Source organism: Streptomyces sp. NPDC057565, from assembly GCF_042801455.1.
GTDB lineage: Bacteria > Actinomycetota > Actinomycetes > Streptomycetales > Streptomycetaceae > Streptomyces > Streptomyces yanii.
Genome location: NZ_JBHVFU010000016.1, coordinates 109,300 through 136,296, shown reverse-complemented (window position 1 = coordinate 136,296; position 26,997 = coordinate 109,300). Strand labels below are relative to the sequence as shown.

The 26,997-nt window shown below is 68.9% G+C and carries 27 protein-coding genes; 11 read left to right on the top strand and 16 right to left on the bottom strand.

Annotated features, from left to right (window positions below; all coding sequences use genetic code 11):
* Window position 1 precedes the first annotated feature (1 nt).
* Both rph and ACFU8W_RS26420 read right to left on the bottom strand, forming a co-directional pair.
* The gene (gene rph / locus ACFU8W_RS26425) at window positions 2–739 is read right to left on the bottom strand and encodes a ribonuclease PH (protein WP_345517876.1); all 738 of its coding nucleotides are present in this window, start codon (window positions 737–739) and stop codon (window positions 2–4) included.
* A 148-nt stretch (window positions 740–887) separates the two neighbouring features.
* Window positions 888–1,121: a glucose PTS transporter subunit EIIB gene (locus tag ACFU8W_RS26420; protein ID WP_037692518.1), complete on the bottom strand. Its 234-nt coding sequence runs from the start codon at window positions 1,119–1,121 to the stop codon at window positions 888–890.
* A 222-nt stretch (window positions 1,122–1,343) separates the two neighbouring features.
* Here ACFU8W_RS26420 and ACFU8W_RS26415 point away from each other — a divergent pair, with 222 nt between their 5' ends.
* Together ACFU8W_RS26415 and ACFU8W_RS26410 are read left to right on the top strand one after the other, a co-directional pair.
* On the top strand, window positions 1,344–2,654 hold the full coding sequence (locus ACFU8W_RS26415) for a PTS transporter subunit EIIC (protein WP_384041804.1): 1,311 nt from the start codon (window positions 1,344–1,346) through the stop codon (window positions 2,652–2,654).
* A gap of 262 nt (window positions 2,655–2,916) precedes the next feature.
* Window positions 2,917–4,182 carry a PTS transporter subunit EIIC gene (locus ACFU8W_RS26410; RefSeq protein WP_384041801.1) on the top strand — a complete coding sequence of 422 codons (1,266 nt, stop codon included), beginning with the start codon at window positions 2,917–2,919 and terminating at the stop codon, window positions 4,180–4,182.
* Between the two features lie 83 nt (window positions 4,183–4,265).
* Here the strand turns inward: ACFU8W_RS26410 and ACFU8W_RS26405 are convergent, their stop codons facing one another.
* A complete protein-coding gene (locus ACFU8W_RS26405) occupies window positions 4,266–5,018 on the bottom strand; it encodes an MBL fold metallo-hydrolase (RefSeq protein ID WP_384041797.1) in 753 nt (250 codons plus the stop codon).
* Window positions 5,019–5,201: 183 nt separating this feature from the next.
* On the opposite strand from ACFU8W_RS26405, the gene ACFU8W_RS26400 reads away from it, so the two are divergent.
* Window positions 5,202–5,681 carry a type II toxin-antitoxin system PemK/MazF family toxin gene (locus tag ACFU8W_RS26400; RefSeq protein ID WP_384041794.1) on the top strand — a complete coding sequence of 160 codons (480 nt, stop codon included), beginning with the start codon at window positions 5,202–5,204 and terminating at the stop codon, window positions 5,679–5,681.
* Between the two features lie 292 nt (window positions 5,682–5,973).
* Here the strand turns inward: ACFU8W_RS26400 and ACFU8W_RS26395 are convergent, their stop codons facing one another.
* The 7 genes from ACFU8W_RS26395 to clpS form a co-directional block, all read right to left on the bottom strand.
* Window positions 5,974–6,924, bottom strand: a complete 951-nt coding sequence (locus ACFU8W_RS26395; RefSeq protein WP_327246117.1) for a cysteine synthase — start codon at window positions 6,922–6,924, stop codon at window positions 5,974–5,976.
* Complete coding sequence (locus ACFU8W_RS26390; RefSeq protein ID WP_037692508.1) at window positions 6,924–7,202, bottom strand: MoaD/ThiS family protein; 279 nt, start codon at window positions 7,200–7,202, stop codon at window positions 6,924–6,926. The genes ACFU8W_RS26395 and ACFU8W_RS26390 overlap by 1 nt, the downstream gene beginning before the upstream one ends.
* A gap of 102 nt (window positions 7,203–7,304) precedes the next feature.
* Window positions 7,305–7,430, bottom strand: coding sequence for a putative leader peptide (locus tag ACFU8W_RS26385; protein WP_327246116.1), 126 nt, complete (start codon window positions 7,428–7,430; stop codon window positions 7,305–7,307).
* A gap of 144 nt (window positions 7,431–7,574) precedes the next feature.
* Complete coding sequence (locus ACFU8W_RS26380) at window positions 7,575–8,006, bottom strand: M67 family metallopeptidase (protein ID WP_345517871.1); 432 nt, start codon at window positions 8,004–8,006, stop codon at window positions 7,575–7,577.
* A gap of 78 nt (window positions 8,007–8,084) precedes the next feature.
* The gene (locus ACFU8W_RS26375) at window positions 8,085–9,527 is read right to left on the bottom strand and encodes an amino acid permease (RefSeq protein ID WP_384041787.1); all 1,443 of its coding nucleotides are present in this window, start codon (window positions 9,525–9,527) and stop codon (window positions 8,085–8,087) included.
* A 524-nt stretch (window positions 9,528–10,051) separates the two neighbouring features.
* The gene (locus tag ACFU8W_RS26370) at window positions 10,052–10,633 is read right to left on the bottom strand and encodes a DUF2017 domain-containing protein (RefSeq protein WP_345517869.1); all 582 of its coding nucleotides are present in this window, start codon (window positions 10,631–10,633) and stop codon (window positions 10,052–10,054) included.
* Between the two features lie 42 nt (window positions 10,634–10,675).
* On the bottom strand, window positions 10,676–10,981 hold the full coding sequence (gene clpS / locus ACFU8W_RS26365) for an ATP-dependent Clp protease adapter ClpS (protein ID WP_018555894.1): 306 nt from the start codon (window positions 10,979–10,981) through the stop codon (window positions 10,676–10,678).
* An 86-nt stretch (window positions 10,982–11,067) separates the two neighbouring features.
* Here clpS and ACFU8W_RS26360 point away from each other — a divergent pair, with 86 nt between their 5' ends.
* Together ACFU8W_RS26360 and ACFU8W_RS26355 are read left to right on the top strand one after the other, a co-directional pair.
* Window positions 11,068–12,396 (top strand): nicotinate phosphoribosyltransferase, encoded by a 1,329-nt coding sequence (locus tag ACFU8W_RS26360; RefSeq protein ID WP_384041784.1) that lies wholly within the window; start codon window positions 11,068–11,070, stop codon window positions 12,394–12,396.
* A gap of 153 nt (window positions 12,397–12,549) precedes the next feature.
* Window positions 12,550–13,134 (top strand): isochorismatase family protein, encoded by a 585-nt coding sequence (locus ACFU8W_RS26355; RefSeq protein WP_384041781.1) that lies wholly within the window; start codon window positions 12,550–12,552, stop codon window positions 13,132–13,134.
* Window positions 13,135–13,235: 101 nt separating this feature from the next.
* On the opposite strand, the gene ACFU8W_RS26350 is transcribed toward ACFU8W_RS26355, so the two are convergent.
* Window positions 13,236–13,568 (bottom strand): hypothetical protein, encoded by a 333-nt coding sequence (locus ACFU8W_RS26350; RefSeq protein WP_345517866.1) that lies wholly within the window; start codon window positions 13,566–13,568, stop codon window positions 13,236–13,238.
* Window positions 13,569–13,692: 124 nt separating this feature from the next.
* On the bottom strand, window positions 13,693–16,092 hold the full coding sequence (locus ACFU8W_RS26345) for an immune inhibitor A domain-containing protein (protein ID WP_384041776.1): 2,400 nt from the start codon (window positions 16,090–16,092) through the stop codon (window positions 13,693–13,695).
* Window positions 16,093–16,463: 371 nt separating this feature from the next.
* Between ACFU8W_RS26345 and ACFU8W_RS26340 the strand changes: the two genes are divergently transcribed.
* Window positions 16,464–16,814: a hypothetical protein gene (locus tag ACFU8W_RS26340; RefSeq protein ID WP_384041773.1), complete on the top strand. Its 351-nt coding sequence runs from the start codon at window positions 16,464–16,466 to the stop codon at window positions 16,812–16,814.
* A 49-nt stretch (window positions 16,815–16,863) separates the two neighbouring features.
* Here the strand turns inward: ACFU8W_RS26340 and ACFU8W_RS26335 are convergent, their stop codons facing one another.
* Window positions 16,864–17,535: an RDD family protein gene (locus tag ACFU8W_RS26335; protein WP_345517863.1), complete on the bottom strand. Its 672-nt coding sequence runs from the start codon at window positions 17,533–17,535 to the stop codon at window positions 16,864–16,866.
* A gap of 134 nt (window positions 17,536–17,669) precedes the next feature.
* On the bottom strand, window positions 17,670–19,259 hold the full coding sequence (locus ACFU8W_RS26330) for an RDD family protein (protein WP_384041769.1): 1,590 nt from the start codon (window positions 19,257–19,259) through the stop codon (window positions 17,670–17,672).
* 211 nt (window positions 19,260–19,470) lie between these two features.
* Between ACFU8W_RS26330 and ACFU8W_RS26325 the strand changes: the two genes are divergently transcribed.
* Window positions 19,471–19,947: an SsgA family sporulation/cell division regulator gene (locus tag ACFU8W_RS26325; protein ID WP_384041766.1), complete on the top strand. Its 477-nt coding sequence runs from the start codon at window positions 19,471–19,473 to the stop codon at window positions 19,945–19,947.
* Window positions 19,948–19,967: 20 nt separating this feature from the next.
* Here ACFU8W_RS26325 and ACFU8W_RS26320 read toward each other — a convergent pair whose 3' ends face one another.
* On the bottom strand, window positions 19,968–21,335 hold the full coding sequence (locus tag ACFU8W_RS26320; RefSeq protein ID WP_345517860.1) for an FAD-linked oxidase C-terminal domain-containing protein: 1,368 nt from the start codon (window positions 21,333–21,335) through the stop codon (window positions 19,968–19,970).
* Between the two features lie 97 nt (window positions 21,336–21,432).
* Between ACFU8W_RS26320 and ACFU8W_RS26315 the strand changes: the two genes are divergently transcribed.
* Window positions 21,433–23,118 carry a tetratricopeptide repeat protein gene (locus tag ACFU8W_RS26315; protein ID WP_384041763.1) on the top strand — a complete coding sequence of 562 codons (1,686 nt, stop codon included), beginning with the start codon at window positions 21,433–21,435 and terminating at the stop codon, window positions 23,116–23,118.
* 215 nt (window positions 23,119–23,333) lie between these two features.
* Here ACFU8W_RS26315 and hppD read toward each other — a convergent pair whose 3' ends face one another.
* Window positions 23,334–24,479 carry a 4-hydroxyphenylpyruvate dioxygenase gene (gene hppD, locus ACFU8W_RS26310; RefSeq protein ID WP_266985131.1) on the bottom strand — a complete coding sequence of 382 codons (1,146 nt, stop codon included), beginning with the start codon at window positions 24,477–24,479 and terminating at the stop codon, window positions 23,334–23,336.
* Window positions 24,480–24,601: 122 nt separating this feature from the next.
* Here hppD and ACFU8W_RS26305 point away from each other — a divergent pair, with 122 nt between their 5' ends.
* Genes ACFU8W_RS26305 through ACFU8W_RS26295 form a run of 3 tightly spaced genes read left to right on the top strand, consistent with a single transcriptional unit; the run spans window position 24,602 to window position 26,987 of the window.
* On the top strand, window positions 24,602–25,075 hold the full coding sequence (locus tag ACFU8W_RS26305) for an Lrp/AsnC family transcriptional regulator (protein WP_345518471.1): 474 nt from the start codon (window positions 24,602–24,604) through the stop codon (window positions 25,073–25,075).
* A 15-nt stretch (window positions 25,076–25,090) separates the two neighbouring features.
* Window positions 25,091–25,738, top strand: a complete 648-nt coding sequence (locus ACFU8W_RS26300; RefSeq protein ID WP_345517857.1) for an ABC transporter permease — start codon at window positions 25,091–25,093, stop codon at window positions 25,736–25,738.
* Window positions 25,731–26,987, top strand: coding sequence for an ABC transporter ATP-binding protein (locus ACFU8W_RS26295; protein ID WP_384041759.1), 1,257 nt, complete (start codon window positions 25,731–25,733; stop codon window positions 26,985–26,987). Before ACFU8W_RS26300 ends, ACFU8W_RS26295 begins: the two co-directional genes overlap by 8 nt.
* Window positions 26,988–26,997 lie beyond the last annotated feature (10 nt).

Below are 26,997 nucleotides of genomic sequence, written 5' to 3'. Positions count from 1 at the left end.
TTTACTCGCCGAGCGTGCGGGCGAGGGCCGCCTGCTGGATGGCGCTGAGGTCGACGCAGCCGCTGGTGGCGAGGTCGAGGAGCGCGTTCAGTTCCTTGCGGTCGAAGGGCTCGGCCTCGGCGGTGCCCTGGACCTCGACGAAGCGGCCGTCGCCGGTGCAGACGACGTTCATGTCGGTCTCGGCGCGGACGTCCTCCTCGTAGCAGAGGTCGAGGAGCGGCGTGCCGTCGACGATGCCGACGCTGACGGCGGAAACGGTGCCGATCAACGGCTTGCGGCCGTGCTTGATGAGCTTCTTGCCCTGGGCCCAGGTGATGGCGTCGGCGAGGGCGACGTACGCACCGGTGATGGCGGCGGTGCGGGTGCCGCCGTCGGCCTGGAGGACGTCGCAGTCGAGGACGACGGTGTTCTCGCCGAGCGCCTTGTAGTCGATCACCGCGCGCAGGGATCGGCCGATGAGGCGGCTGATCTCGTGGGTGCGGCCGCCGATCTTGCCGCGTACGGCTTCGCGGTCGCCGCGGGTGTTGGTGGAACGGGGCAGCATGGAGTACTCGGCGGTGACCCAGCCTTCGCCGCTGCCCTTGCGCCAGCGCGGGACGCCCTCGGTGAAGGAGGCGGTGCAGAAGACCTTGGTGTCGCCGAAGGAGATGAGGACTGAGCCTTCGGCGTGCTTGCTCCATCCGCGTTCGATGGTGATGGGGCGGAGCTCTTCGGGGGTGCGGCCGTCGATACGAGACATGGCGTCGAGCCTATCGGCTGGGCCGTTGGCGCCGACCGGGGTGTGCCAGGGGGGCAGCGGGAGGCCGGTGGGGGTTGTGCCGCAGGCCCCGTCCCGATGGGATCGGGGCCTGTGGGGTGCGGAGCCGGGCCGGCTCAGCGGGTGGTCGTCACATCATGTCTTCGATGTCGGCGGCGATGGGGTCGGCGTCGGTGCCGATGACGACCTGGATCGCGGTACCCATCTTGACGACGCCGTGGGCCCCGGCGGCCTTGAGCGCGGCTTCGTCGACCTTGCTCGGGTCGATGACCTCGGTGCGGAGGCGGGTGATGCAGCCTTCGATTTCTTCGATGTTGTCGATCCCGCCGAGCCCGGCGACGATCTTCTCAGCCTTGCTGGCCATGTGGCTCTCCCTGGTTCTTCACGTCCGGTGCCGGCCCACCATGGGTCCGTTTCGTCACGGTAACGCACGGTTGGCCCAACTTCGCGAGCGAGCTACCTGATCATCACCAATGATGACGATCACCAGTGCCCTGTCCTCCGGGCGGGTTATGCACCGTACCGCAACTGGTCTACACCACTTTGCGGCGACCGCCAAACGTGGCCTGTTTCCGGGAGGATGCCGATGAGCTCGAGCAGCGCCACAGCGCCACGGAGAATGTGGTGGCACGGCTTCTTCCAGGGCCTCCAGAAGATGGGGCGCAGCCTCCAGCTCCCGATCGCGGTGCTGCCGGCGGCCGGCATCCTCAACCGGCTCGGCCAGCCGGACGTGTTCGGCGACGAGGGCCTCGGCTGGACCAACGTCGCCAAGGTCTTCGCCGCTGCGGGTGGTGCGCTCCTCGACTCCGGTCTCGGACTGCCGTTGTTGTTCTGCGTCGGGGTCGCGATCGGCATGGCGAAGAAGTCGGACGGCTCGACGGCGCTCGCGGCGGTGACCGGCTTCCTCGTCTACTACGCGGTGCTGCACGCCTTCCCGGTGGACTGCGCACCGGGTTCCACCTTCACTTCGGGCGGCACCTGGTTCGGCACCTGTGTCACCGGCAACGCGAAGGTGACGGCCGCCGAGTACCAGAACCCCGGGGTCTTCGGGGGCATCGTGATGGGCCTGTTGTCCGCGTGGTTCTGGCAGCGGTACCACCGGGTCAAGCTGGTCGACTGGCTGGGCTTCTTCAACGGCCGTCGGCTCGTGCCGATCATCATGGCCTTCGTCGGGCTGCTCTTCGCGGCCCTGTGCGCATGGCTGTGGCAGCCGATCGGGGACGGCCTGACCAGCTTCTCCAAGTGGCTGACCGATCTGAACTGGCTGGGCTCCGGCATCTTCGGCATCGCCAACCGCGCACTGCTGGTCGTCGGCCTGCACCAGTTCCTGAACACGTTCCTCTGGTTCCAGTTCGGTGACTTCACCAAGCCGGACGGGACGGTCGTGCACGGTGACATCAACCGGTTCCTTGCGGGCGACCCGACGGCCGGGCAGTTCACCACGGGCTTCTTCCCGATCATGATGTTCGCGCTTCCGGCCGCGGCGCTGGCGATCTACCACTGCGCCAAACCGCATCGCCGGAAGGCGGTCGGCGGCATGATGCTCTCGGTCGGTCTGACGTCGTTCGTGACGGGTATCACCGAGCCGATCGAGTACTCGTTTCTCTTCGTCGCCCCGCTTCTGTATGCGATCCACGCGGTGCTCACCGGTGTCTCGATGGCGGTGAGCTGGGGGCTCGGCGTGAAGGACGGCTTCAGCTTCTCGGCGGGTCTGATCGACTACGTCATCAACTGGAGCCTGGCCACGAAGCCCTGGCTGATCATCCCGATCGGGCTCTGCTTCGCAGTGGTGTATTACGTGATCTTCCGTTTCGCCATCACCGGGTTCAACCTCCAGACCCCCGGGCGCGAGCCCGACGAACTGGAGGCGGAGATCGAAAAGGACCTCGTCAAATAGCTGTCCGGCCGGGATCCGCGCCCGGTCGACAAAGGCCCTCGGACCTCACGGTCCGGGGGCCTTCGCCATGTCACTGAATGTATCGATGAGCTACTGCGAAGTAGTCGACATTTGCAGGTTCCTTATACAACCCACACCGTGTTAAAACTGGTCTACACCACTGAGTGGTCCAGACCACGTGGCGCCCGTCACGTTTCCAGAGTCGTCGCCCCCCCACAAAGATCCCTGTTCCCGGCGGCGCCTTGTCCCATGGAGGAAGTTCATGACCACGGCGAGCGCCGCCCCCGCGGCCACCAAGAAGAAGGGCGCGGCCGTGATGGCTGTCATGCAGCGCATCGGCCGCAGCCTCATGCTGCCCGTCGCGGTGCTGCCGGCAGCCGCCCTGCTGGTCCGGCTCGGTAACGCGGACATGCTCGGCCGCGACTCGTTCCCGACCTTCATCACGAAGCTCGCCGGCTACATGGCAGCCGGTGGCGGGGCCATTCTCGACAACATGGCGCTGCTGTTCGCCGTCGGTATCGCGATCGGCTTCGCCAAGAAGTCGGACGGTTCGACGGCCCTGGCCGCCGTCACCGGCTACCTGGTCTTCCAGAAGGTGCTCGCCACCTTCACCGACAGCAACCTGCCCCAGGTCGCGAGCGTCGTGGACGGCAAGATCGTCATGAGCGACGCTCCGGTCAACGCCGGTGTGCTCGGCGGTGTCGTGATGGGCATAGTCGTGGCCCTGCTGTACCAGAAGTTCTACCGGAAGAAGCTGCCCGACTGGGCGGGCTTCTTCAGCGGCCGCCGCCTGGTCCCGATCCTCTCCGCCTTCGCGGGTCTGGTCATCGGCATCGTCTTCGGTCTGATCTGGCCCGTCCTCGGCACCGGTCTGCACAACTTCGGCGAGTGGCTGGTCGGTTCCGGCGCCGTCGGCGCGGGCATCTTCGGTGTCGCCAACCGTGCGCTGATCCCGGTCGGCATGCACCACCTGCTGAACTCGTTCCCGTGGTTCCAGGCCGGCGAGTACAACGGCGCCCACGGTGACATCGCCCGCTTCCTCGCCGGTGACCCGCAGGCCGGACAGTTCATGACCGGCTTCTTCCCGATCATGATGTTCGCCCTGCCGGCGGCCTGCCTCGCGATCGTTCACTGCGCCCGGCCCGAGCGCCGCAAGGTCGTCGGCGGCATGATGTTCTCCCTCGCGCTCACCTCGTTCGTCACCGGTGTGACCGAGCCGATCGAGTTCACGTTCATGTTCATCGCCCCGGTGCTGTACGCGATCCACGCGGTGCTCACCGGTGTGTCCATGGCGCTGACCTGGGCGCTCGGCATGAAGGACGGCTTCGGCTTCTCGGCCGGCCTGATCGACTTCGGACTGAACCTCGGCATCGCGAGCAAGCCGTGGCTGCTGGTCCTGGTCGGCCTCTGCTTCGCGGTGGTCTACTACGCGGTCTTCCGCTTCGCGATCACCAAGTTCAACCTGCCGACCCCGGGCCGGGAGTCCGACGAGGAGCTCGCCGAGCTGCTCAAGGCGGAGGCGAAGTAGGCCCTCGCCCCGCCCGCGCGTGCGACGGAGCCCCCACCTTCCCTGGGCGGAAGGTGGGGGCTCCGTCGTGCGTACCTGAGGTTTCAGATCTCGTAGACCGCGCCCGGAACTGCCAGCTCCGCCGGTCCGCGGTAGATCGTGCGGGCGTCGGCCAGGTTCCGCTCCGCGTCCGTCCACGGCGGGATGTGGGTAAGGACGAGCCGTCCCACCTTCGCGCGTGCGGCGATCTCGCCTGCTTCGCGGCCGTTGAGGTGGAGGTCCGGAATGTCCTCCTTGCCGTGGACGAACGATGCTTCGCAGAGGAACAGGTCGGCGCCCTCCGCAAGTTCGTCCAGCGCCTCGCAGGCACCGGTGTCGCCGGAGTACACGAGAGTGCGGCCGCCGTGCTCGATGCGGATGCCGAAGGCGTCGACGGGGTGGCAGACCTTCTCCGTGCGGACCGAGAAGGGGCCGATGTCGAACGAGCCGGGCTTCAGCGTGTGGAAGTCGAAGACCTCGCTCATGGACCGGTCGGACGGGGTGTCGGCGTGGGCGGTGGTCAGCCGCTGTTCGGTGCCGTCGGGGCCGTAGACCGGGATGGACGCGGGGCGTCCGCCGTCGTGCCGGTAGTAGCGGACGACGAAGTACGCGCACATGTCGATGCAGTGATCGGCATGGAGATGGCTGAGGAAGATGGCGTCGAGGTCGTAGAGACCGACGTGGCGCTGCAGCTCACCGAGGGCGCCGTTGCCCATGTCGAGGAGCAGCCTGAAGCCGTCGGCCTCTACGAGGTAGCTCGAACATGCCGAACCCGTGGACGGGAACGAGCCGGAGCAGCCGACGACGGTGAGCTTCATGGAGCGTGAACCTCCGAGACGTGGGAGCGGGGAGGGTTCGTGCGATTTGTTGAGCGTAAGGCGCGAAACACCTGGTCGCTCCTCCGAGGCCTGCCGTTGTGGGCGAACTCACCTGCTCTGTCACCGGTTCGATGGAAGCGGGTGCGGAGAGCGGGCCGGCGGGGACGCCGGTACCGTCGGGGCATGGACATGTCCTGGTGGCCGGCTCTGGCCGTGGTCGTACTGCTCGCTCTCGTTGCCGCGATCGCCGACGGGCGGGGGAGGCTCGGGCGGGGGCGTCAGCGCCCGGGCGGGCGTTCTGCGCGGCAGACGCGTCCGCCGGGCAGGCGGGAAGGTCTGCGGGGGCGGCCGGAGCGGGCGCCGCGGCCGGGTGAGATCTGGTGGGCCGAGGTTCCGTACGAGGACGGGCCCGGCGCGAAGGACCGACCCTGTCTGGTGCTGTCGGTGCGGGGCGGTGCGGCGCTCGTCGCGAAGATCACCAGCAAGCATCACGAGGAGCGGCCCGGGGTGATCGCGCTGCCGCCGGGTTCGGTGGGGGATGCGCAGGGGCGGGCGAGTTTCCTGGAGACGGACGAGCTGCGGGATGTGGCGGTGCGGGGGTTCCGGCGGCGGGTGGGGACGGTGGACCCGGCGGTGTGGGAGCGGGTGCGCGGGATCGGGTGAGGGTCGGAAAAAGTCCTCGGCCGCCGGACGGGCTGGAATTCCAGCGGGTCCGGCGGCCGAGGACGGGACGGCACTTAGAGGAGCTCACAAAATGGGCGCCCGGCTCGCGACGCCTGGCACGCACGCTCGCTGCGTTGCCGAAACGCCCTAGTAGCTCCTTCCCCAAGCTCTCGGCTTCGTTCGAGCAGGGGAGACCCCGTCCGAGGACCTTCCAGCGCCTTGCGATCGCACGCACCAGACGCCGCAAGCTGATCGGACTCCCATTGTGTGAGCTCCTCTTACCGACTGGGTGTTACGCCCAGAGCTGGCCGTGCAGCGTTTCGATGGCCGCTTCCGTCGTGGGGGCCGTGTAGACGCCCGTCGACAGGTACTTCCAGCCGCCGTCGGCGACGACGAAGACGATGTCGGCCGTCTCCCCCGCCTTGACCGCCTTGGTTCCGACGCCGATCGCCGCGTGGAGTGCGGCGCCGGTGGAGACGCCCGCGAAGATGCCCTCCTGCTGGAGGAGTTCGCGGGTGCGGGTGACGGCGTCGGCGGAGCCGACGGAGAAGCGGGTGGTGAGGACCGAGGCGTCGTAGAGCTCGGGGACGAAGCCCTCGTCGAGGTTGCGGAGGCCGTAGACGAGGTCGTCGTAGCGCGGCTCGGCGGCGACGATCTTGATGTCGGGCTTCTGTTCGCGCAGGTAGCGGCCCACACCCATGAGCGTGCCCGTGGTGCCGAGGCCCGCCACGAAGTGGGTGATGGAGGGCAGGTCGGCGAAGATCTCGGGACCGGTGGTGGCGTAGTGGGCGCCCGCGTTGTCCGGGTTGCCGTACTGGTAGAGCATCACCCAGTCGGGGTGCTCGGCGGCCAGTTCCTTGGCGACGCGGACGGCTGTGTTGGAGCCGCCGGCCGCCGGGGAGGAGATGATCTCGGCGCCCCACATGGCGAGCAGGTCGCGCCGTTCCTGCGAGGTGTTCTCCGGCATGACGCAGACGATGCGGTAGCCCTTGAGCTTGGCCGCCATGGCCAGCGAGATGCCGGTGTTGCCGCTGGTGGGCTCCAGGATGGTGCAGCCGGGGGTCAACCGGCCGTCCTTCTCCGCCTGTTCGACCATGTGGAGCGCGGGGCGGTCCTTGATCGAGCCGGTGGGGTTGCGGTCCTCCAGCTTGGCCCAGATGCGGACGTCGTCCGACGGTGACAGCCGCGGCAGGCGGACGAGCGGGGTGTTGCCCACCGCGGCGAGCGGGCTGTCGTACCGCATCAGTTCATGCCGCCGGCGACCGCCGGGAGGATGGTGACGCTGTCGCCGTCGCTGAGCTTGGTGGAGATTCCGTCGAGGAAGCGGACGTCCTCGTCGTTGAGGTAGACGTTCACGAAGCGACGGAGCTGGTCGCCGTCGACGATGCGCTCACGGATGCCGTTGTGGCGGCTGTCGAGGTCCGTGAAGAGGTCGGCGAGGGTCTCTCCGTTGCCCTCGACAGCCTTGGCGCCGTCGGTGTAGGTGCGGAGGATGGTCGGGATGCGGACCTCGATGGCCATGGCGTGGGCTCCTGTCGAAAGCGGAGTGGTGGCGTGGGGCGCGCGGCTCTGCCCCCGCGCGGGGGTGGGGCGTGTGGACGGCGCTCGGGGCCGCGGCCCGGCTCAGGCGTTGCGGCCGGCGGGCAGGCAGCTCGTACAGATCGCGCTGGAGAGCCTGCACAGGTCGACGTGCAGGCGCGCGACGAGCAGCGTGCCCGGCGTCTTGTCGCTCACGTCTTGGGGAACCATGGGCTCATCGTATCGATTCCCGGTCCGGACTCCGGCATGTGATCTCACCTGCTGGATGGTGAGCGTTCGCCTGGTGGACGGTCGGTGTGGGGCGGGGAATCACGGCGGGCCGGGGACGGGGTTTCGCCCCCGGCCCGCTCGAGGTCAGGCGGGTTCGTACGCCTCGACGACCTCGACGTCCTCCTCGGTGATCACGCCGTCCACGATGCGGTACGAGCGGAACTGGAAGGGGCCCGCGTCGTCCGTGTCGGCGGTGGAGACGAGGACGTAGTGGGCGCCGGGCTCATTGGCGTACGTGATGTCGGTGCGCGAGGGGTACGCCTCGGTCGCCGTGTGCGAGTGGTAGATGATCACCGGCTCCTCGTCGCGGTCGTCCATCTCGCGATAGAGCTTCAGCAGGTCCGCGGAGTCGAACTCGTAGAACGTGGGCGAGCGGGCGGCGTTGAGCATGGGGATGAAGCGTTCGGCGCGGCCGGTTCCGGCCGGGCCCGCGACCACGCCGCACGCCTCGTCGGGGTGGTCCGCGCGGGAGTGCGCGACGATCTGGTCGTACAGCGCCTGGGTGATGGTCAGCATGGCGCCAGGATAAGCAGAGGACCCCCGCGCACCGAGGAGTGGTACGCGGGGGTCCGTATGCCGGACGGCCGGGTCGGGTCAGCGCTTGGCGAAGGCCGCGCTCTCGGGGTTACGGGCCTTGAGGACCAGGTACGAGACACCGAGGATCAGGGCCCAGAGCGGGGCGCAGTACAGCGAGATCCTGGCGTCCTTGTCGATGCCCATCATCACGATCACCATGCCGATGAAGGCGAGGGCGAAGACGCTGGTGTACGGGGCGCCGGGGGCCCGGAAGGAGGACTGCGGGATCGCTCCGCGGTCGGCCAGGCGGCGGTAGCGGATCTGGCAGACGAGGATCATGATCCAGGCCCACATGCCGGAGATGGTGGCGAAGGAGACGACGTAGGTGAAGGCGTCTCCGGGCCACTGGTAGTTGATCCAGACGCCGACGAGCATGAGGGCGGCGGAGAAGGTGGTGCCGATGAGCGGGGTGCCGCTCTTGGTCAGCCGGGTGAAGAACTTCGGGCCCTGTCCGTTGAGGGCGAGGTCGCGCAGCATGCGGCCGGTGGAGTACATGCCGGAGTTGCACGAGGAGAGGGCCGCGGTCAGGACGACGAAGTTGACGATGCCTGCGCCGATGCCGAGGCCCATCTTCTGGAAGGCGGCGACGAACGGCGAGATGCCGGGCTGGAATTCCGTCCACGGGACGACGGCGAGGATCATGATGAGGGCGCCGACGTAGAAGACGGCGATGCGCCACGGCACGGTGTTGATGGCCTTGGGCAGGACGGTCTTCGGGTCCTTGGACTCGCCTGCGGTGACGCCGACGAGTTCGACGGCGAGGAAGGCGAACATCACGATCTGCAGGGTCATCAAGGTGCCCTTGATGCCGTGCGGGAAGAAGCCGCCGTCGGCCCACAGGTGGGTGACGGACGCGGTGTCGCCGGCGTCGGAGAAGCCGAGGGTGAGAATTCCGGCACAGATGAGGATCATGCCGACGATGGCAGTGACCTTGACCATCGAGAACCAGAATTCGAGTTCCCCGAAGAGCTTCACGGAGATCAGGTTCACGCCGTACAGGATGATCGTGAAGATCAGTGCGGACACCCATTGGGGAATGTCGAACCAGAACGTCATGTACTGGGCTGCCGCGGTGACTTCGGTGATTCCGGTGACAACCCAGAACAGCCAGTAGGTCCAGCCGGTGACAAATCCTGCGAAGGGGCCGACGAATTCGCGGGCGTACTCAGAGAATGAGCCCGAGACCGGGCGGTACATGAGGAGTTCGCCCAGGGCCCGCATGATGAAGAAGATCACCAGGCCTGCGATGGCATAGGCGAGGATGAGGCTGGGGCCCGCCTTGGCGATGGCTTTGCCCGCGCCGAGGAAGAGGCCGGTTCCGATGGCCCCGCCGATCGCGATCATCTGGATCTGGCGGGCGCCGAGGGCGCGCTGATAACCCTCGCCCGAGGTGGTGGCATCCGCGGCTTCCGCGGCCTGCTGCGAGCCGCCTTGCCCCTTGTCGACCTGCGCCGATGTCATGTGTTGCGCCTTTCTCCACGCCGATCCGCGCCTGACGGCTGCGGATCAGGTCCTGATCCCCCCGGATATGGATGGAGTGCGACCGGCGGTCCGCCGGTTGTAGCGCCCCCGGGAACAGGGGTGGCGTCCCCGGGTGGTCGTGAAGATTTATCACGGAGCCACCGGTGGTCCACCGGACATTGTGTGGTGCACACCACAGGAAAAAGCGGACAAGGGTTTCCAGCCGCTGCAAAAAAGGCCATTCAGGTGACGGGATCGTTATTTGGATTTGAGTATCCGTTGAGCGAACGTCCCGGCGTGGTCCCAAGGGAAGGTAAAACCCGATCAAGGGAAGGCGGGTCGGTCGCGGCGTCCGGTGCGGTGCATCGCCACGGGGCGACCCTCGGGCGTCGGAGCATCCTCGCAGCGCAGCCGTGCGGGCGTTTCGGCAATGCCGCGAGTGGGGTCTCCCCCGTTCGAGCGAAGCCGAGCACGCGGGGAAGTGCCGGGCGTCGCAACCCCGGCCGTGATCCGCCGGCCGGCCCCTACGGCATCAGGGTCTCGACGAGCGTCTCCTGGAGCGCACCCAGCCAGAGATAGGCCATGACCATGGGCTTGCGCGGGTCGCTGTCGGGCAGCCGGTAGAGCGAGCCCTCACCGCCCTCGTCCTCGTCGGAGACCTCCAGGCGGGTACCGATGGTGAGGCGAAGGTCGTTGAGGGCGCCGAGCCAGTTGCGGCTTTCGTCGGCGCTGAGCGTGAGGACGGCGCTTTCCTCGCCGGACGGGAGTGCGTCGAGGGTGCGTACGACGGTGAGCGCGTCGTCGCGCTTGCGGGCGCGCAGGTCGTTCTCGGTGAAGCGGCGGAACTCGGCGGACGCGGCGCGCAGTTCGCTGTCCTCGTCGCCGTACGCCTCCGGGAAGAGGCGGGCCAGGGCCGGGTCGGTCGGCGGCTCGCTGGGCCCTTCGGCGAACAGGGCGGCGAGCGGGTCCTCGCCGTCGGCCGGTTCGTCGCCCGGTCCGATCAGTTCCAGCAGCTGGACGGCGAGGGAGCGCAGGATCGCGATCTCCACCTCGTCGAGCGCGACGGCCGCGCCGCCGCGGGGGGTGGCCTCGAAGTGGCCGGCCATGGGTTTTCTCCGATGGTGGGTCGGGCGGGGCAGAGGTGGAGGCTAGTTGCGGTCCTGGGTCAGGGTGGCCCAGAGACCGTAACCGTGCATGGCCTGGACGTCGCGCTCCATCTCCTCGCGGCTGCCGCTGGAGACGACGGCGCGGCCCTTCTGATGGACGTCGAGCATCAGCTTGTGAGCCTTGTCCTTGGAGTAGCCGAAGTAGGCCTGGAAGACATAGGTCACGTAGCTCATGAGGTTGACCGGATCGTTGTGGACCAGCGTCACCCAGGGCACGTCGGGCTCGGGGACGACGAGGTTCTCCTCGGCCGATTCGGGACGCTCGATCTCTACAGGGGCGACACTCACCTACCCCATGCTGCCACCCGGGAGGGGGCATCGCACAAACGGCTTAGATCTCGTCACTCTGACGAAATAGGGGTAGCATCCGAGCCATGAACTCTGCGGACCTTGGGCGACGGGTCGGTGTGCCGTCGACAGCGCTCTTCACCGACCAGTACGAGCTCACGATGGTGCAGGCCGCGCTGAAGGCGGGCACCGCCGACCGCCGCTCGGTCTTCGAGGCGTTCACCCGCCGACTGCCCGAGGGGCGGCGCTACGGCGTCGTCGCGGGCATCGGACGCGTCCTGGACGCAGTGGAGAACTTCCACTTCGACGACGAGATGCTCACCTTCCTGCGCGACCAGAACATCGTCGACGGGCCGACGCTCGCCTGGCTGGCGGACTACCGCTTCAGCGGCGACATCTGGGGCTACCCCGAGGGCGAGGTGTACTTCCCGGGCTCGCCGATCCTGCGGGTCGAGGGATCCTTCGCCGAATGCGTGCTGCTGGAGACGGTGATCCTGTCGATCCTCAACCACGACTCGGCAGTCGCCGCGGCGGCGTCCCGGATGTCCGCGGCGGCGGGTGGTCGCCGGCTGATCGAGATGGGTGCACGACGCACCCATGAACTGTCCGCGGTGGCGTCGTCGCGGGCCGCGTACATCGGCGGCTTCGACACGACATCCGATCTGGCGGCCGGATTCCGCTACAACATCCCGACGGTCGGGACGAGCGCGCACGCGTTCACGCTGCTGCACGACAACGAGCGCGACGCGTTCCGGGCGCAGGTCGACTCACTGGGCCGGAAGACGACGCTGCTGGTCGACACCTACGACGTCGCCGAGGCGGTCCGTACGGCGGTCGACGTCGCCGGGACCGAGCTGGGGGCCGTACGGATCGACTCCGGGGACCTGCTGCTCCTCGCGCACCGGGTGCGGCAGCAGCTGGACGAGCTGGGCGCCACCGCGACGAAGATCGTGGTGACGTCGGACCTGGACGAGTACGCGATCGCGTCGCTGGCCGCGGCACCGGTCGACGCGTACGGCGTGGGCACGCAGCTGGTCACCGGCAGCGGGCAGCCGACCTGCTCCATGGTCTACAAGCTGGTCGCCCGGGCGAACTCCGCCGATCCCGCGGAACCGCTGCGGCCGGTTGCCAAGAAGTCGCTGGGAGGGAAGTCCTCGATGGGCGGTCGCAAGTGGGCCGCGCGGCGGCTGGACGAGAACGGAGTGGCCGAGGCCGAGGTGGTCGGCACCGGTCCGGTGCCCGACGGGCTGGCCGACCGGCAGCTGCTGGTCGAGCTGGTCAGGGGTGGTGAGGTGGTCGCGCGCGAGCCGCTGGACGCGGCGCGGGAGCGGCATATAGCGGCGCGGCGGGGGCTGCCGATGTCGGCGGTGCAGTTGTCCAAGGGGGAGCCGGTGATTCCGACGGAGTTCGTGTGAACGTGCGGCGGCAGGGAAGGGGACGGTCACCGGTAGCAGCCACACGCCCCCTCCCACAAGGCGGTCTTTGTCTCTAGGCTCGATTTGCAGCCCCCGAACTTCACCGTTTCGCTCTCTTCCCCCGCTTCTCTCCCCCATCTAAGGACACCCGCCATGCACCGCGCGTTGATCGTCGTGGACGTTCAGAACGACTTCTGCGAGGGCGGCAGCCTCGCGGTGACGGGGGGCGCGGATGTCGCCGCCGCCATCACCGACCTGATCGGTGAGGCCCAGGCCGGGTACCGCCATGTGGTCGCCACCCGTGACCACCATGTCGACCCGGGCAACCACTTCTCCGCACAGCCCGACTTCGAGCACTCCTGGCCTTCGCACTGTGTCGCCGGCACGGAGGGGGTGGGCTTCCACCCCAATTTCGCCCCGGCGGTCGCTTCCGGCGCCATCGACGCGGTGTTCGACAAGGGGGCGTACGCGGCGGCCTACAGCGGCTTCGAGGGGGTCGACGAGAACGGGGTGGGGCTTGCGCAGTGGCTGCGGGACCGGAGGGTCACCGAGGTCGACGTCGTCGGCATCGCCACGGATCACTGCGTGCGGGCGACGGCGCTGGATGCGGTCCGGGAAGGCTTCGCGACGCATGTGCTGCTGGACCTGACCGCGGGGGTCTCCGACGCGACCACGGGGCGGGCGCTGGAGGAGCTCCGGGATGCCGGGGTGGAGCTCTCCGGCAAGCCGGTGGTGTAACGGCCTCCCCCACGACAGGACTGGGGAGGCCGCAAGGGGCAAGGACGGCTGCCGGAGGCGTCCGGCGCCCGCGTTGCCGCACGGGCGGGACGCAGGCGCGCTCAGGACTGGTGGGCCGGTACCGGTGGGCGCAGGAGTGCCCGGATGGGGTGCCAGAGTTCCTGGGCGCTCTCCGGTCTCGCTCGCCAGAGCAGGCCGTCCGGGTGGTGCAGCACCGCCGTGATCTCGTCGGGCGTGGGCGGTTCCGCGTTGCCGCGGAGGTAGACCGCCCGGAGGCCCAGATTGCGCAGGCGGGTCAGTGCGCGGGCCCGGTTCGCCGCGTGCACCAGGACCCGGACCGGGGTTCCCGGGCCTGTCCCGTCCGCCGGGCCGTTCAGGGTGATCGCGACCACCACACTGCCGTTCGGCAACTTGCTGAATCCTCCGCCTGCCATGCTCCGTGCTCCCCCGTAAGACATCGTGTCAATAAGAATGCGAACAAGAGGCACCTAAACACGATCGGCCGCCGCCCGCTAGAGGGCGACGGCCGATCATGCTTTGACCTGCGGTGATGCGGAATTACTTGTGCGAGGCGCCAACCTTGACCGTGATCGTCGAACCGCTGAGCGGCTCGCTGACGATCGTGATCCGGGTGTTGGTGTCAGCGACCTTCACGCTTCCGGTCTTGTTCTCCGCGTACCAGTAGGTGCCCTTGTGGTCGTCGAAGACCGGGACGCCCGGCTGGGACTTGATCTTGACCGCCACGTCGGCCTTGTGCAGCGTGAAGCCGTCGGTCGGCTGCCAGCTGAACGGCGCGTCGAAGGGCTGGATCTTGTTACGGATGACGGTGCCGTCAGCCCACTTCAGCGGCTTGGCGTGCGCGTCGATCGGCAGGATCAGACCCTGGCCCGGGTGGGCGGAGACGTTGTTGTCCTTCTGGGACTGGTCCCAGAGCCAGATCAGCAGACCGTTCTGGTAGGGGTAGTGCTCGACCCAGTCCGGACGGGTCGTGGAGAAGCCGAAGTTGTACGGGCCGACCTTGAGGGTCTTGTCGTACGAGACGTACTGGCGGTTCTCCGCGATGTAGTACTGCGGGTAGTCCTTGGTGAACGAGGCGCCGACCCGGGAGAAGCCCTTGGCGGTCCAGCCGTTGTCGTCGCCCTCGGCGTTGTCCGAGAAGAGGACGGCGCCGTCGGCGTTGACCGCGATGGTGTCGGCCGCGAAGCCCACACCGCCCGCGCCGCCGTCGGTGGTGTAACGGAAGCGGATGTCGATCTTCTTGCCCGCGTAGGCGTCCAGCGAGTACGACAGCTTCTGGTACTTGCCGGAGACGTCGGTCAGGGCCGGCTTGTCACTGGCGTCGCGCGGGATGGCCCGGCCGTCGGCCGTGCCGTCGATCGCGGTCCAGCTGGCGCCGCCGTTCTCCGACACCTCGGTGTAGAGGTAGTCGTAGTCCTTCTCGATGTCCCACCAGCCCGAAAGGTCCAGGGACGCCTTGGACTTGCCGGTCAGGTCGACCGAGCGGGACAAGGTGTTGTTGAGGTCGTCACCCATGTCGCTCCACCACTGCTTGGCGCCCTCAGCGGGCGTCGTGACAGTGGTGGTGACGGCCTTGTCCGGCAGCGAGACGACGAGCGCCTGCTTGTCCTTGGTGTTGTACTCCGAGACACCCAGCTTGTGGACCGAGTTCGTCGCGGCCTTGGCCGAGGCGTAGTTGAGCCAGCCCAGCTGCAGCTTGTCCCAGGCGGTCATGTCGCCGGGCAGGTCGCCGATGGCGTTCTTGCCGGTGCCGAGCCAGGAGCCGGCCGACATCAGGGACCAGAAACCGACCGAGTTCTCGGCGGTGTTGGTGGTGTCGTAGAGGTCCGGCAGACCGAGGTCGTGACCGTACTCGTGGGCGAAGACACCCAGGCCGCCGTTCTCGGGCTGCGCGGTGTAGTCGCCGACCCAGATGCCGGTGTCACCGATCTGGGTACCGCCGGCCTTGTTGTCGGCCGGGCCGGTCGCACCGGCGTTGGTGCCGTACGCGTACCAGCGGTGTGCCCAGATGGCGTTCGGGCCCTCGACGCCGCCGCCCGCGGACTCGTCCTCACCGGCGTGCACGATCTGGAAGTGGTCGATGTAACCGTCGGGCTCGTTGAAGTTGCCGTCGTTGTCGTAGTCGTAGCGGTCCCACTGGTCGTAATTGGCCAGGTCCGCCTTGATCTGCTCCGGCGTGCGGCCCTTGGCCTTCTGGTCGGCCGCCCAGGCGTTCACGCCGTCCCGGATCATGTCCCAGGAGTTGGCGCAGTTGGACGAGCCGCAGTAGTTGGAACCGTAACGGGCCTCGTTGTACGGGACCTTGACCCAGTCGGAGACCTCGCCGTCGACCGAGTAGCGTCCGGAGGACGTCTTCTCGTAGTACGTCTTCAGCGAGTCCTTGCCGGCGCCCTCACCGAAGTAGAGGTCCTGGAAGTGGGCCTGGTTGTAGTCGGCCTGCCAGGCGGTGCTGTTGTCCTTCGCCGGGTCCGGCTTGGCTATCTTGTTGTGCAGCGGTCCGGGCGTGCCGCCGTACTTCTTGACGGGCGGCTTGGGCCCGTCGCCGTCCGGGTCGAACATGGTGGTGTCGTCGACCTGGTCGCCGAACTCCACCAGGATCGTGAAGATCTTGTCCGTCTTCTCGCGGCCGAGTTCGACGTACTTGTTGTCGTCGAGCTTGACGACGTTGGAGCCGTCGCGGTTCGAGACCTTCTTGTCGCCGGAAATGACCTGCTCCAGGGCGGCCTGACGCTGTGCGTCCTGCTGCTCGCTGAAGGGGCCCTCCAGGTTGTGCGCGTCACCCTTGGCCGACCCCGGGTCGCGGCGATCGATGCTGGATGCGCTGGCACCTGACGCCTTGTCATCGGCCTGTGCGGTGGCGAAGGCCGACGCCGTGGCAGCGGTGGCAGCCATGGCCACGACAACCGCCGCAGCGCGGAGCGTCCGTCTCTTAGTGGTCACTTGATGCAGTCCTCCCCGGCGCCCGCGGCTGCGGCCTGGGGGTGATGAAGAGGCCGCGCGCGGATACGCGTCACAAGTGACGACATTCGACCGGAGTTACGGGAGAAAAGACAGACCTTGACTTGAAGTGACCAAGTGCATTATGTGGGAGTGCAGTTCCGTTATACGGACGTCACCGAACGGGCAACCGGCGCGCCAATGCCCCCCTTTGGCGCGCTGGATGACTCAGTGCGCCCCCCGTGCACCGGCACCGTGGGTTAGGTCACGCTTACTACCGTTTCCTCCAGGGCATCCACCGTCGTAGAGTCGTTTAACAGTGCGACCGCGTTGAGAGACTGCCCCTTCCGACTGCCCCGAGGACGGATACCGCCATGCCGCGTCCCACTGCTGCACAGCTCTCCTACGGATCGGTCACCGTCGTCTTCTCGACGCTCGCCATGCTCCTGCTGTCCCGCACGAGTTCGGGCGTCGGCATCGCCGTCATCGGTACGGCGGGGCTGGCGCTCGGTCTGCTGGTGGCCGTCACCGTACCCCTGCCGCTGCGGATGAAAACAGGGAAAGCGGCGAAGACGGCAAAGACGGCGACCGTGGTTCGTACGAACCACGGCGCCGTCTCCACCGTCGGCGCAACCAAGGACACCCCGCTCGACGACGCCCCGTCGGCCAGGATCCCGGCCGCCCGCGCCGCCGAGCGCGTGGGTGAGCACTCCCTGCGCCACTGATCGGGCAACCGGCGGCCCACCGCGCGGGCGGACCGTCTGCGTACGTCGGCTATGCGGTCGAGACCACCACCGTCTTGGCCGCCTTGTCCTGCAGCCCCTGCCGGTACGGCTTGTCCGTGAACATCAGCACGATGTTGATCAGCCACCACAGGCACGGACAGCACAGCAGCGCCGGCAGCCACAGCACCACGGCCCGCAGGAACGAGGCACTGGTGTCCGGCACCCGGCCGTCATTGAGCATCGCGACCCGCAGTTTCAGCAGCCGCTTGCCGATGGTGCGGCCGTCCTTGTGTGTGAAGTACGTGTCGTACGCCACGTAGGCCACGAGCCCGATCAGCGACCAGAGCAGCTGATGGCCGCTGTAGGTCTGGTTGAAAACGTTACTGACGCTGTCGTTGTTGCGGTTGTTGTTGTTCGACGACACCTCGACCGCGCCGCCGAACGGCAGCGAGATCAGATACAGCGGGATCGAGATGATCAGGAAGTCGATCAGCCGGGCCAGGATCCGCTTGCCGGGCTCGCCGAGCGGCGGCATGCCCGCGAGCGGGTCCGTGCCGCCGTACGGGCCGCCGCCGTAGGCACCGGGCTCGTACGGCGGCGGAGGAGGCGGCGGAGCGCTGTCGTAGGGCGAACCTGACGACGGCGGCTGAGGCTCCCGTGGCTTCTTGAGGAACGGGTCGTCCTCGGGAGGCTGGCCGGACGTCGGCTGATCGTTGCTCATGGGGGCAGTGCACCCCGGCCCACGGGCGCCCGCAACGGCTCAGGTGCGTTCGGGGGAACGAGGCACGGAGCGGTCGCCCCTCATCCGACGGGCCGTCAGCCGCGCGGGTCGCCCGCGCGGCGTCGTGCTCGTCGTCAGCCCGCCACGAAGGTGTGTGCCGCCTTGTCGTGCCAGCACTGACGCCACGGGCGGTCGAACAGACACCACAGGACATTGACCACACCGATGACCAGAAGACCGAGCACACCGTAGACCAGCCAGCGGCGGAGCGCGGCACCGAAGGAGGGCGCCCCGTGGGCCTCGATGTCCCGTACCTCCAGCCCGCAGAGCTTCTTGCCGAGCGTACGGCCCCACTTCGCGGTCGGCAGGGCCTCCAACAGCACGCCGAGCACCAGGAACGCACCGAGCACCCCGCCGAACAGCCCGGCCGTGGTGGAGTCCACCAGCCAGACGGTGACCGTCTGGCCGGACAGCTTCGCCGCGTCGATCTTGTCGCCGATGTGGTCCATCGCCCGCGAGACGAGCGGGAACCCGATCGCGCCGACGAGCGCGCCCAGCACGACCGTGTCGACGAGCCGGGCGGCGAACCGCTTGCCGAGCCCGGCGGGGCGGGCGGCCGCCTGCGCCTGTGCGAGCCGCTGGAAGTGGTCGTCGACCGGGGGCTTCCAGGGCACGACCGGGCCGTCCGGCTGAGCCGGCTGCGCACCGACACGCTGCTGGGATTGCACGGCGCGCTGCGACTGCTGGGGCGGGAATTGCTGCTGTTGCGGGAGCTGGGGCTGCGGGTGGGCGGCCTGCTGGGGCGCGGCGAGCTGGTGGGCCTGCTGCGCCCAGGAGGCGGCTCCGCCGCCGGGGCCCGGGGTGAGCGGATTGGCCGGAGCGGGCGCGGGCGCCGGCGCCGGGACGGCGGCCCGAGCGGGCGCGGGAGCCGGAGCAGGTGCCGCTGCGGAGGGCTGCGGTGCGCCGGCGCCGGGGGGAACCGCGCGGATCGCCATGGTCCCGTCGGTCGGTTCCTGTTCCGCGTTGCGGGGACGGGGCGACCGGCCCCCCTGTCCCACGGGGCGGGTCGTGACCGTACCGTCGGCGGGCGGACGCCCCGCCTCACCGCTGCCGCCGCCGGGCTCGACCGGTCGGTCGGCCCGGATCGCGACCGTTCGCTCGGGGACCTGGCTGTTGCCGCCCCGCATGCCCGGCAGCGCACCACCCGTCGGGTCCTGCGGCGCCGCGGGCAGGCGCGGGTCCGCGGGGGCCCGGTCGGCGGGAGCCTCGCTTCCCGGGGCCCGGTCCGCAGGGACCTGACCCGCTGCTCCGGCCCCCTCCGGCTGCCCCGTACCGTCTGTGCCGCCCCAGGACACCCGCCGGTCGCGTTCCCCGCCGAAGCCGGTCTGCCGGGAGGCGTCGGCCTGCCAGGCGGAGGAGGGTTCGGGGCGGTCGCTGTCGTACGGCTCCTCGTCGAGGAAGACCGGACCGGTTTCGTCCACCGGCGCGTAGGTCGGACCGGACGCCTGGGCGGACATCGGTGCCGAAGGCTGCGGCCGCGGTTCGGGCGTTGCCCCCTCGGAGGGCGTCGCGGCCATCGATTCGCCCTGCTGGGGCGCAGGACGGCTCGTACCGGGAACCCACGAAGTGCCGTTCCAGTACCGGACATATCCGGGAATGGACGGGTCGGGGTAATACCCCTCGCGGGGCCTGTCGTCACCGGGTGCCGGGGTTGGGGCGCTCATCACCGTGGTCCCGTATCTCTTCGAAGCCTCAAGTCAACGGACCACATCTATCAGACAGCCGCGTACCCCCGGGCCGGTCCCGGCGTTTGATGCACTTTCCGGTCACGGTGAAGTTTTTCCCGGAAGTCGCGTCATAGGGGGCGGGGAGGGCGCTCTCTCCATGTGCGGGCCGGTCAGCGGACCGGTCCACAGGCACCGAAAGGACGCACTTATGCACACCGTCGTGAAACACGAGCTGGAACTCGAGCTGGTCCTGTCGCCGGAGCGGAGCATCCCCGTCCCGGCCCGGCTGATGTACCGCACGGAGGATCCGTACGCCGTACACATCACCTTTCACATCGACTCCAGCTTCCCCGTGCACTGGACGTTCGCCCGCGATCTGCTGGTCGAGGGCGTGTTCCGGCCCTGCGGGCACGGGGACGTGCGGATCTGGCCGGACAGGATCGAGCGGCGCACCGTCCTCTGCATGGCGCTGAGTTCGCCCGACGGCGATGCGCTGCTGGAGGCGCCGTCCTCCACCGTGGCCGCGTGGGTGGAGCGGACGCTGCGGCTGGTGCCGCCCGGCACCGAGACCGAGCGGCTCGGCATCGACGCCGCTCTGGCCGATCTGCTCGCGCCGTTGCCGGCCGACGACCTGTGGCTGAGCGACCCGTGGCCGCCGGACGAGTCGACGGACCACGAGGTCTGATGCGCGGTCCACCGGCGGTGTCAGAAGACCTTGCCGGGGTTGAGCAGCCCCAGCGGGTCGAACGCCGCCTTGATGCCCCGGTGCATCTCGACGCTCACCTCGCCGAGTTCGCGGGCCAGCCATTCCTTCTTCAGGACGCCGACGCCGTGTTCGCCGGTGATGGTGCCGCCGAGTTCGAGGCCCAGCGCCATGATCTCGTCGAAGGATTCACGGGCCCGGCGCGACTCGTCGGCGTCGGTGTGGTCGAAGCAGACGACGGGGTGGGTGTTGCCGTCGCCCGCGTGGGCGCAGACGCCGATGGTGAGGTCGTACTTCTGCGCGATGGCCGCCGTCCCCTCGATCATGGCGCCGAGCCTGGAGCGCGGTACGCACACGTCGTCGATCATCGTGGCCGACTTGACGGCCTCCAGGGCGGTCAGCGACATCCGTCGGGCCTGGAGGAGGAGTTCGGATTCGGCGGCGTCGGCCGCGGGGACCACTTCGGTGGCACCGGCGGTGGTGCAGAGTTCGGCGACGGCGGCGAGGTCGGCGGTGGGGTCGGGGGTGTCGAAGGCGGCGAGGAGCAGCGCTTCGGTGGAGTCGGGGAGACCCATGTGGGACATCGTGTTGACGGCGCGGACCGTCGTACGGTCCATCAGTTCGAGGAGTGACGGAGTGTGGCCGCGCTCCATGATCCGGCAGACGGCGTCGCAGGCGGCTGTCGCGGACGGGAACTCGGCGGCGAGGACGAGCTGCTGCGGCGGCTGCGGCTTCAGGGCGAGCACGGCGCGGACGACGATGCCGAGGCTGCCCTCGGAGCCGACGAAGAGCCGGGTGAGGTCGTATCCGGCGACGCCCTTCGCGGTCCGGCGGCCGGTCGTCAGGAGGCGCCCGTCGGCGAGGACGACCTCGAGGCCGAGTACGTACTCGGCGGTGACGCCGTACTTCACGCAGCACAGCCCGCCGGACGCGGTGCCGATGTTGCCGCCGATGGTGCACATTTCCCAGCTGGACGGGTCCGGCGGGTAGTACAGGCCGTGTTCGTTGACCGCGCGGGACAGCACGGCGTTGATGACGCCCGGTTCGACGACGGCGATCCGGTCGACCGGGTTGATCTCCAGGATCCGGTCCATCTTCACCAGGGACAGCACGATGCAGCCGTCGGAGGCGTTGGCCGCGCCCGACAGGCCGGTACGGGCGCCCTGCGGGACGACCGGCACACGCAGGGCGGTCGCCGTGCGCATGACGTGCTGGACCTGCTCGACCGTGCGCGGCAGCACCACCACGGCCGGGGCGCCCGCGTCGCAGAAGCTCGCCATGTCGTGGGCGTACGAGGCCGTGACATCCGGATCGGTGATCAGGGCCTCGGCAGGAAGGCCCGCGCGCAGTCGTTCGAGAAGATCGTCCATGATCCAAGCGTGACACCCGGGGCCAATGGTGTGAACCCGTCTGCGGCAGCGTTCGCACAACACGGTGTGATCTTCATACCGACGCAGAGTGATCGGCATGGATGTCATGCCGCAGCAGCCTCCGGAGTCCCGCCAGTCGGATCACGCGCCCCCTTCGTCCGATCCGGACGATTCCCCACCGCAGACGTCGTCGCTCCCCGGATCCGAACCACCGCCCGATCCGGACCCCGCGGCGCCGGACGATCTCCCGCCGGTCTCGCTGCGTACGACACTGCGTCGGGCCGCGGTCGGTGCGGTGGCGGCTGCCGTGCTGGTCACGGGTGCGGTCGTGTCCGTACCGGACGACGGGAAGAAGGTCGCGCCGCCGCCTGCGCCGGGACCGGTCATGCGCGCACTGGCGGCGACGAACGCGGGCGCCCCCGCCTCCCTCGCCGACCTGACGGCGCTGATCGGGGACCGGCGGAGCTGGGTGGGCACGCATCCGTCCGACGCGCGGTCCTGGGCGGTACTCGGATCGGCGTACGTGGAGTGGGGGCGGCGTTCCGCGGACGTGGCCTACTACGGGCGGGCCGAGCAGGCACTGAGGCGCTCGCTGGACGTACAGCCGGGTGACCGGGGGAACACCGCGGCCTGGGTGGGGCTGGCGGCGCTCGCCAATGCGCGGCACGACTTCGTCACGGCGAAGAAGTGGGGCGAGACGGTACGGGCCCGGCAGCCGAAGGACTGGACGGCGTACCCGGTCCTGATCGACGCGTACAACGGACTCGGCCAGTACACGGCGGCCGGCCGGGCGGTGGAGAGGTTCACGGCGCTCCGCTCGGGCGTACCGGCGCTCTCGCGGACGGCGCAGTGGTACCGGAACGAGGGCCGGCGCGAGGATGCCCTGGCGATCGCGCGGGATGCGGCGAACCGGGCCACCACCCCCGCCGAGAAGACGGACTGCCTGTTCCGGCTGGGCGAACTGGCCTGGGAGCGGGGCGAGTCCGAGGAGGCGGTGGCGCAGTACACCGCGGCCCTGCGGACGGATCGCGCCCACCCTCCGTCGCTCGCGGGCCGGGCGCGGGCGCTGGCGGCCCTGGGCCGTACGGACGAGGCGCAGCGCGACTACCGGGCGGCGCTGTCCCGGCGCCCGAGCCCCGCATACATGCTGGAACTCGGTGAGTTGTACGAGTCGCTGGGGCTCGACGACGACTCCCGAGGCCAGTACACGAAGCTCCGCAGAACCCTGGCCCAGGAGAGCGGCCACGGGGTCGACGAGTCCCTCCTCCTCGGCCGCTTCGAGGCCGACCACGGTGACGCGTCGCGGGCGGTGGAGCTGCTGCGGGCGGAGTGGGACCGACAGCACCACAGCACGGCGGTGGCGGACGCGCTGGGCTGGGCGCTGTACCGATCGGGCGACTCGCAGAGTGCGCTGGCATACGCGCAACAGGCGGCGGACACGGGTGGTGGGACGGCCCTGTACGCGTACCACCTGGGCATGATCGAACAAAGGCTCGGGAACCACGGCCCGGCCCGCCGCCACCTGGAGGAGGCGCTGCGCACGAACCCCCGCTTCAGCCCTCTGGACGCCCCATCGGCCCAGGAGGCCCTGGATCGGCTGGGTCCGCAGGAGGTGCCCCCGGCCCCCGAACCGACGCCTCCCCCGAACCCCCCTCAGCAGTCCCAGGAACCGTCCGAGGCCCCGCCCGCGCAGCAGGGCGCCGCGACGGCGGTACCGGCCGGAACGACGGGGACCACGGACAATCCCGCGCCCCCGGAATCGTCTGCGTCGGGCAGCCGCTGACGGGGGCGAGGCGGTTCTTCGCGTGGGTTCGGCGCCGGTCCGATCGCCGGACGGTCCGGATCCCGGGCGTCCTGGCGGCGTTGCCGGGATCGTCCCGCAGCCGGATCCACGGCCTCCCCGGCCCGAGGCCGGCGGCCAGGAGCCGCGACGGGGCGCAAGAGGCGGGGCCTCCGGATCCGCCGGAAACCCCGCCTCCGTGGAGGAGCCGCCTGGGCTCAGAGGTTGCCGCGCTTCTCCTGCTCGCGCTCGATCGCCTCGAACAGGGCCTTGAAGTTGCCCTTGCCGAAGCCCATCGAGCCGTGGCGTTCGATCATCTCGAAGAAGACCGTCGGGCGGTCCTGGACCGGCTTGGTGAAGATCTGCAGCAGGTATCCGTCCTCGTCGCGGTCGACGAGGATCTTCAGCTCGCGCAGCGTCTCGACCGGCACGCGGGTCTCGCCCGCCCATTCGCCGAGGGTGTCGTAGTACGAGTCGGGGGTGTCCAGGAACTGGACGCCGGCCGCGCGCATCGCGCGGACCGACGCGACGATGTCGTTGGTGGCGAGGGCGATGTGCTGGACGCCCGCGCCGCCGTAGAACTCCAGGTACTCGTCGATCTGCGACTTCTTCTTCGCGATCGCCGGTTCGTTGATCGGGAACTTCACCTTCAGGGTGCCGTCGGCGACGACCTTCGACATGAGGGCGGAGTACTCGGTGGCGATGTCGTCGCCCACGAACTCCTTCATGTTGGTGAAGCCCATGACCTTGTTGTAGAAGCCGACCCACTCGTTCATCCGGCCCAGTTCCACATTGCCGACGCAGTGGTCGATGGCCTGGAAGGTGCGCTTGGCGGGCGGTTCGACGATCGGGGCCACGGCCACGAAGCCGGGGAGGTACGGGCCGTCGTAGCCGGAACGCTCGACGAGGGTGTGGCGGGTCTGGCCGTACGTGGCGATCGCGGCGAGCACCACCGTGCCGTGCTCGTCCTTGACCTCGTGCGGCTCGGTGAGGCCCAGGGCGCCGTGCTCGACGGCGTACGCGTACGCCGCCCGTGCGTCCGGGACCTCGATGGCCAGGTCGACCACGCCGTCGCCGTGCTCGGCCACATGGTCGGCCAGGAAGCGGCCGTGGTCGGTGGATGCCTTGATGACGGAGGTGAGGACAAAGCGTGCCGAACCGTTGGTCAGCACGTAACTGGCGGTCTCGCGGCTGCCGTTCTCCGGTCCGGAGTAGGCGACGAGCTTCATGCCGAAGGCGGTCGAGTAGTAGTGCGCGGCCTGCTTGGCATTGCCCACGGCGAAGACGACCGCGTCCATTCCCTTGACCGGGAAGGGGTCGGCCTGCCGAACGGTGTCAGGGGTGTTGTACAGCGTCTCAGTCATGAGGGAAGGCTCTCCCCGCATCGCAAGATGCGCAATAGTTCGCGTTTTTGTCGAGCATTCTGTACACAGGTTTGCTTGGATGGGCGGACTATCTGTACATGGTGACCATGGGGGGGACCCGTATGGCGATCGATCATCTGGACGGGCGGCTCATCGTGCTGCTTGCGCGCGAGCCCCGGATCGGGGTGCTGGAAGCGTCACGCCGCCTCGGGGTGGCCCGCGGCACCGCACAGGCGCGCCTCGACCGGCTTCAGTCGAATGGAGTCATCCGCGGATTCGGCCCCGATGTCGATCCGGCGGCCCTCGGCTACCCCGTCACCGCCTTCGCCACCCTGGAGATCAAGCAGGGCCAAGGAGCCGATGTGCGGGCCCATTTGGGCGGCGTCCCGGAAGTTCTGGAGCTGCACACCACCACCGGGCACGGCGACATGCTGTGCCGGCTCGTCGCCCGGTCCAACGCCGACCTTCAGCGGGTGATCGACCGGGTTGTCGGTTTTGATGGCATTGTCCGGGCCTCCACGGCGATCGTCATGGAGAACCCGGTGCCTCTGCGCATCATCCCGCTCGTCGAGCAGGCCGCGGAGGACAGCGACTGAGCCGAGGAGTGACGCGTGAGCTTCTGGGAGTATCTGGGCAATCGGCACCAGCAGCTGCTCACCGACGCGTACCAGCACGTCAGCGCCGTGTTCCAGTGCATGGTCATCGCCACCGCGCTCGGCATCCTGATCGGGATCGTCACCTATCGCAGCAGCTGGGGCGGTTCGCTGGCCATCACCACCACGGCCACCATCCTCACCATCCCGTCCCTCGCCGCGATCGGTCTGCTGATCCCGCTGGTCGGGCTCGGCGTCCCGCCCACCGTGATCACTCTCACGATGTACGGGCTCCTGCCGGTCGTCCGCAACTCCATCGTCGGGCTGCGCGGCGTCGATCCGTCCCTCGTCGACGCGGCGAAGGGCATCGGGATGTCACGGATCGCGCGGCTCTGCAGGGTCGAGCTGCCGCTCGCCTGGCCGCCGATCCTCACCGGCATCCGCGTCTCCACGCAGATGCTGATGGGGATCGCCGCCATTGCCGCGTACGCCTCCGGGCCTGGACTCGGCAACGAGATCTTCCGCGGCATCGCCTCACTGGGCAGCGCCAACGCGCTCAATCAGGTTCTCGCAGGCACGCTCGGCATCGTCATCCTCGCTCTGCTCTTCGACGCCGCGTACGTCCTGCTCGGGCGGCTGACCATTCCCAGGGGGATCCGTGCCTGAGACCGACGCCGGGGCGGCCGGGACACCCGCCGCCGCCTCCGGTGCCACCATCCAGCTGGAGGACCTGACCAAGCGCTACCCGGGCAATCCGAGCCCGGCCGTGGACAACGTCTCGATGGACATCAAGGCCGGTGAGACGGTGATCTTCGTCGGGCCGTCCGGCTGCGGGAAGTCCACCACCCTGAAGATGATCAACCGGCTGATCGAGCCGACGTCCGGCCGGATCAGGATCAACGACGAGGATGTCACCGACATCGACCCGGTGAAGCTGCGCCGCAAGGTCGGGTACGCGATCCAGTCGTCCGGGCTGTTCCCGCACATGACGGTCGCCGAGAACATCGCCCTCGTACCGAAGATGGTCGGCTGGTCGAAGTCGAAGGTGAAGGACCGGGTCGAGGAGATGCTCGATCTGGTCGGTCTCGACCCGAGGGAGTTCCACGGGCGCTATCCGCGGCAGCTGTCCGGCGGTCAGCAGCAGCGGGTGGGCGTGGCGCGGGCGCTGGCTGCCGACCCGCCGGTGCTGCTGATGGACGAGCCGTTCGGCGCCGTCGACCCGATCACCCGCGACCACCTCCAGGACGAGCTGATCCGGCTGCAGCACGAGCTGCACAAGACGATCGTGTTCGTCACCCACGACTTCGACGAGGCGATCAAGCTGGGCGACCGGATCGCCGTGCTGCGGGAGCGATCGCACATCGCGCAGTTCGACACCCCTGAGGCGATCCTCACCAACCCGGCGGACGATTTCGTCTCCGGATTCGTCGGCGCGGGCGCGGCGCTGAAGCGGCTCAATCTGACCCGGGTACGGGATGTGGGGATCGCCGAGTTCCCCACGGTGACGGTCGACGACCCGCTCCAGTCGATCTTCAACAAGCTGCGCAGCGGCCCGCACAACGAGCTCCTGATGCTGGACCGCAGGAACCGCCCGTACAAGTGGCTGAGGCGCGGCGACCTGATGCGGGCCCGCGGCTCGCTGGCGCGCGCCGGCCAACTGGTCCACGACACGGTGACCCTGGACGCCACACTGCACGACGCGCTGGAGGCCGTACTGCTCGACAGCGGAGGACGGGTCGCGGCGACGGGACGGCGCGGCGAGTTCATCGGGGTCGTCGACATGGAGACCCTGATGAACTCCGTTCATGAGCTCCTGGAGGCCGACCGGCTCACCGCCATCGAGCACCAGCACGATCTGGAGGAGCTGCGCGCCCATCAGACCGAGCAGGAGCTGGAGGGCGGTGCGGGCACATGAACCCCCCTGA

Excerpts from the sequence above, each read along its gene's own strand:
- rph (WP_345517876.1), bottom strand. The coding sequence starts at position 739 with ATGTCTCGTATCGACGGCCGCACCCCCGAAGAGCTCCGCCCCATCACC.
- ACFU8W_RS26420 (WP_037692518.1), bottom strand. The coding sequence starts at position 1,121 with ATGGCCAGCAAGGCTGAGAAGATCGTCGCCGGGCTCGGCGGGATCGAC.
- ACFU8W_RS26415 (WP_384041804.1), top strand. The coding sequence starts at position 1,344 with ATGAGCTCGAGCAGCGCCACAGCGCCACGGAGAATGTGGTGGCACGGC.
- ACFU8W_RS26410 (WP_384041801.1), top strand. The coding sequence starts at position 2,917 with ATGACCACGGCGAGCGCCGCCCCCGCGGCCACCAAGAAGAAGGGCGCG.
- ACFU8W_RS26405 (WP_384041797.1), bottom strand. The coding sequence starts at position 5,018 with ATGAAGCTCACCGTCGTCGGCTGCTCCGGCTCGTTCCCGTCCACGGGT.
- ACFU8W_RS26400 (WP_384041794.1), top strand. The coding sequence starts at position 5,202 with ATGGACATGTCCTGGTGGCCGGCTCTGGCCGTGGTCGTACTGCTCGCT.
- ACFU8W_RS26395 (WP_327246117.1), bottom strand. The coding sequence starts at position 6,924 with ATGCGGTACGACAGCCCGCTCGCCGCGGTGGGCAACACCCCGCTCGTC.
- ACFU8W_RS26390 (WP_037692508.1), bottom strand. The coding sequence starts at position 7,202 with ATGGCCATCGAGGTCCGCATCCCGACCATCCTCCGCACCTACACCGAC.
- ACFU8W_RS26385 (WP_327246116.1), bottom strand. The coding sequence starts at position 7,430 with ATGGTTCCCCAAGACGTGAGCGACAAGACGCCGGGCACGCTGCTCGTC.
- ACFU8W_RS26380 (WP_345517871.1), bottom strand. The coding sequence starts at position 8,006 with ATGCTGACCATCACCCAGGCGCTGTACGACCAGATCGTCGCGCACTCC.
- ACFU8W_RS26375 (WP_384041787.1), bottom strand. The coding sequence starts at position 9,527 with ATGACATCGGCGCAGGTCGACAAGGGGCAAGGCGGCTCGCAGCAGGCC.
- ACFU8W_RS26370 (WP_345517869.1), bottom strand. The coding sequence starts at position 10,633 with ATGGCCGGCCACTTCGAGGCCACCCCCCGCGGCGGCGCGGCCGTCGCG.
- ACFU8W_RS26360 (WP_384041784.1), top strand. The coding sequence starts at position 11,068 with ATGAACTCTGCGGACCTTGGGCGACGGGTCGGTGTGCCGTCGACAGCG.
- ACFU8W_RS26355 (WP_384041781.1), top strand. The coding sequence starts at position 12,550 with ATGCACCGCGCGTTGATCGTCGTGGACGTTCAGAACGACTTCTGCGAG.
- ACFU8W_RS26350 (WP_345517866.1), bottom strand. The coding sequence starts at position 13,568 with ATGGCAGGCGGAGGATTCAGCAAGTTGCCGAACGGCAGTGTGGTGGTC.
- ACFU8W_RS26340 (WP_384041773.1), top strand. The coding sequence starts at position 16,464 with ATGCCGCGTCCCACTGCTGCACAGCTCTCCTACGGATCGGTCACCGTC.
- ACFU8W_RS26335 (WP_345517863.1), bottom strand. The coding sequence starts at position 17,535 with ATGAGCAACGATCAGCCGACGTCCGGCCAGCCTCCCGAGGACGACCCG.
- ACFU8W_RS26330 (WP_384041769.1), bottom strand. The coding sequence starts at position 19,259 with ATGAGCGCCCCAACCCCGGCACCCGGTGACGACAGGCCCCGCGAGGGG.
- ACFU8W_RS26325 (WP_384041766.1), top strand. The coding sequence starts at position 19,471 with ATGCACACCGTCGTGAAACACGAGCTGGAACTCGAGCTGGTCCTGTCG.
- ACFU8W_RS26320 (WP_345517860.1), bottom strand. The coding sequence starts at position 21,335 with ATGGACGATCTTCTCGAACGACTGCGCGCGGGCCTTCCTGCCGAGGCC.
- ACFU8W_RS26315 (WP_384041763.1), top strand. The coding sequence starts at position 21,433 with ATGGATGTCATGCCGCAGCAGCCTCCGGAGTCCCGCCAGTCGGATCAC.
- hppD (WP_266985131.1), bottom strand. The coding sequence starts at position 24,479 with ATGACTGAGACGCTGTACAACACCCCTGACACCGTTCGGCAGGCCGAC.
- ACFU8W_RS26305 (WP_345518471.1), top strand. The coding sequence starts at position 24,602 with ATGGCGATCGATCATCTGGACGGGCGGCTCATCGTGCTGCTTGCGCGC.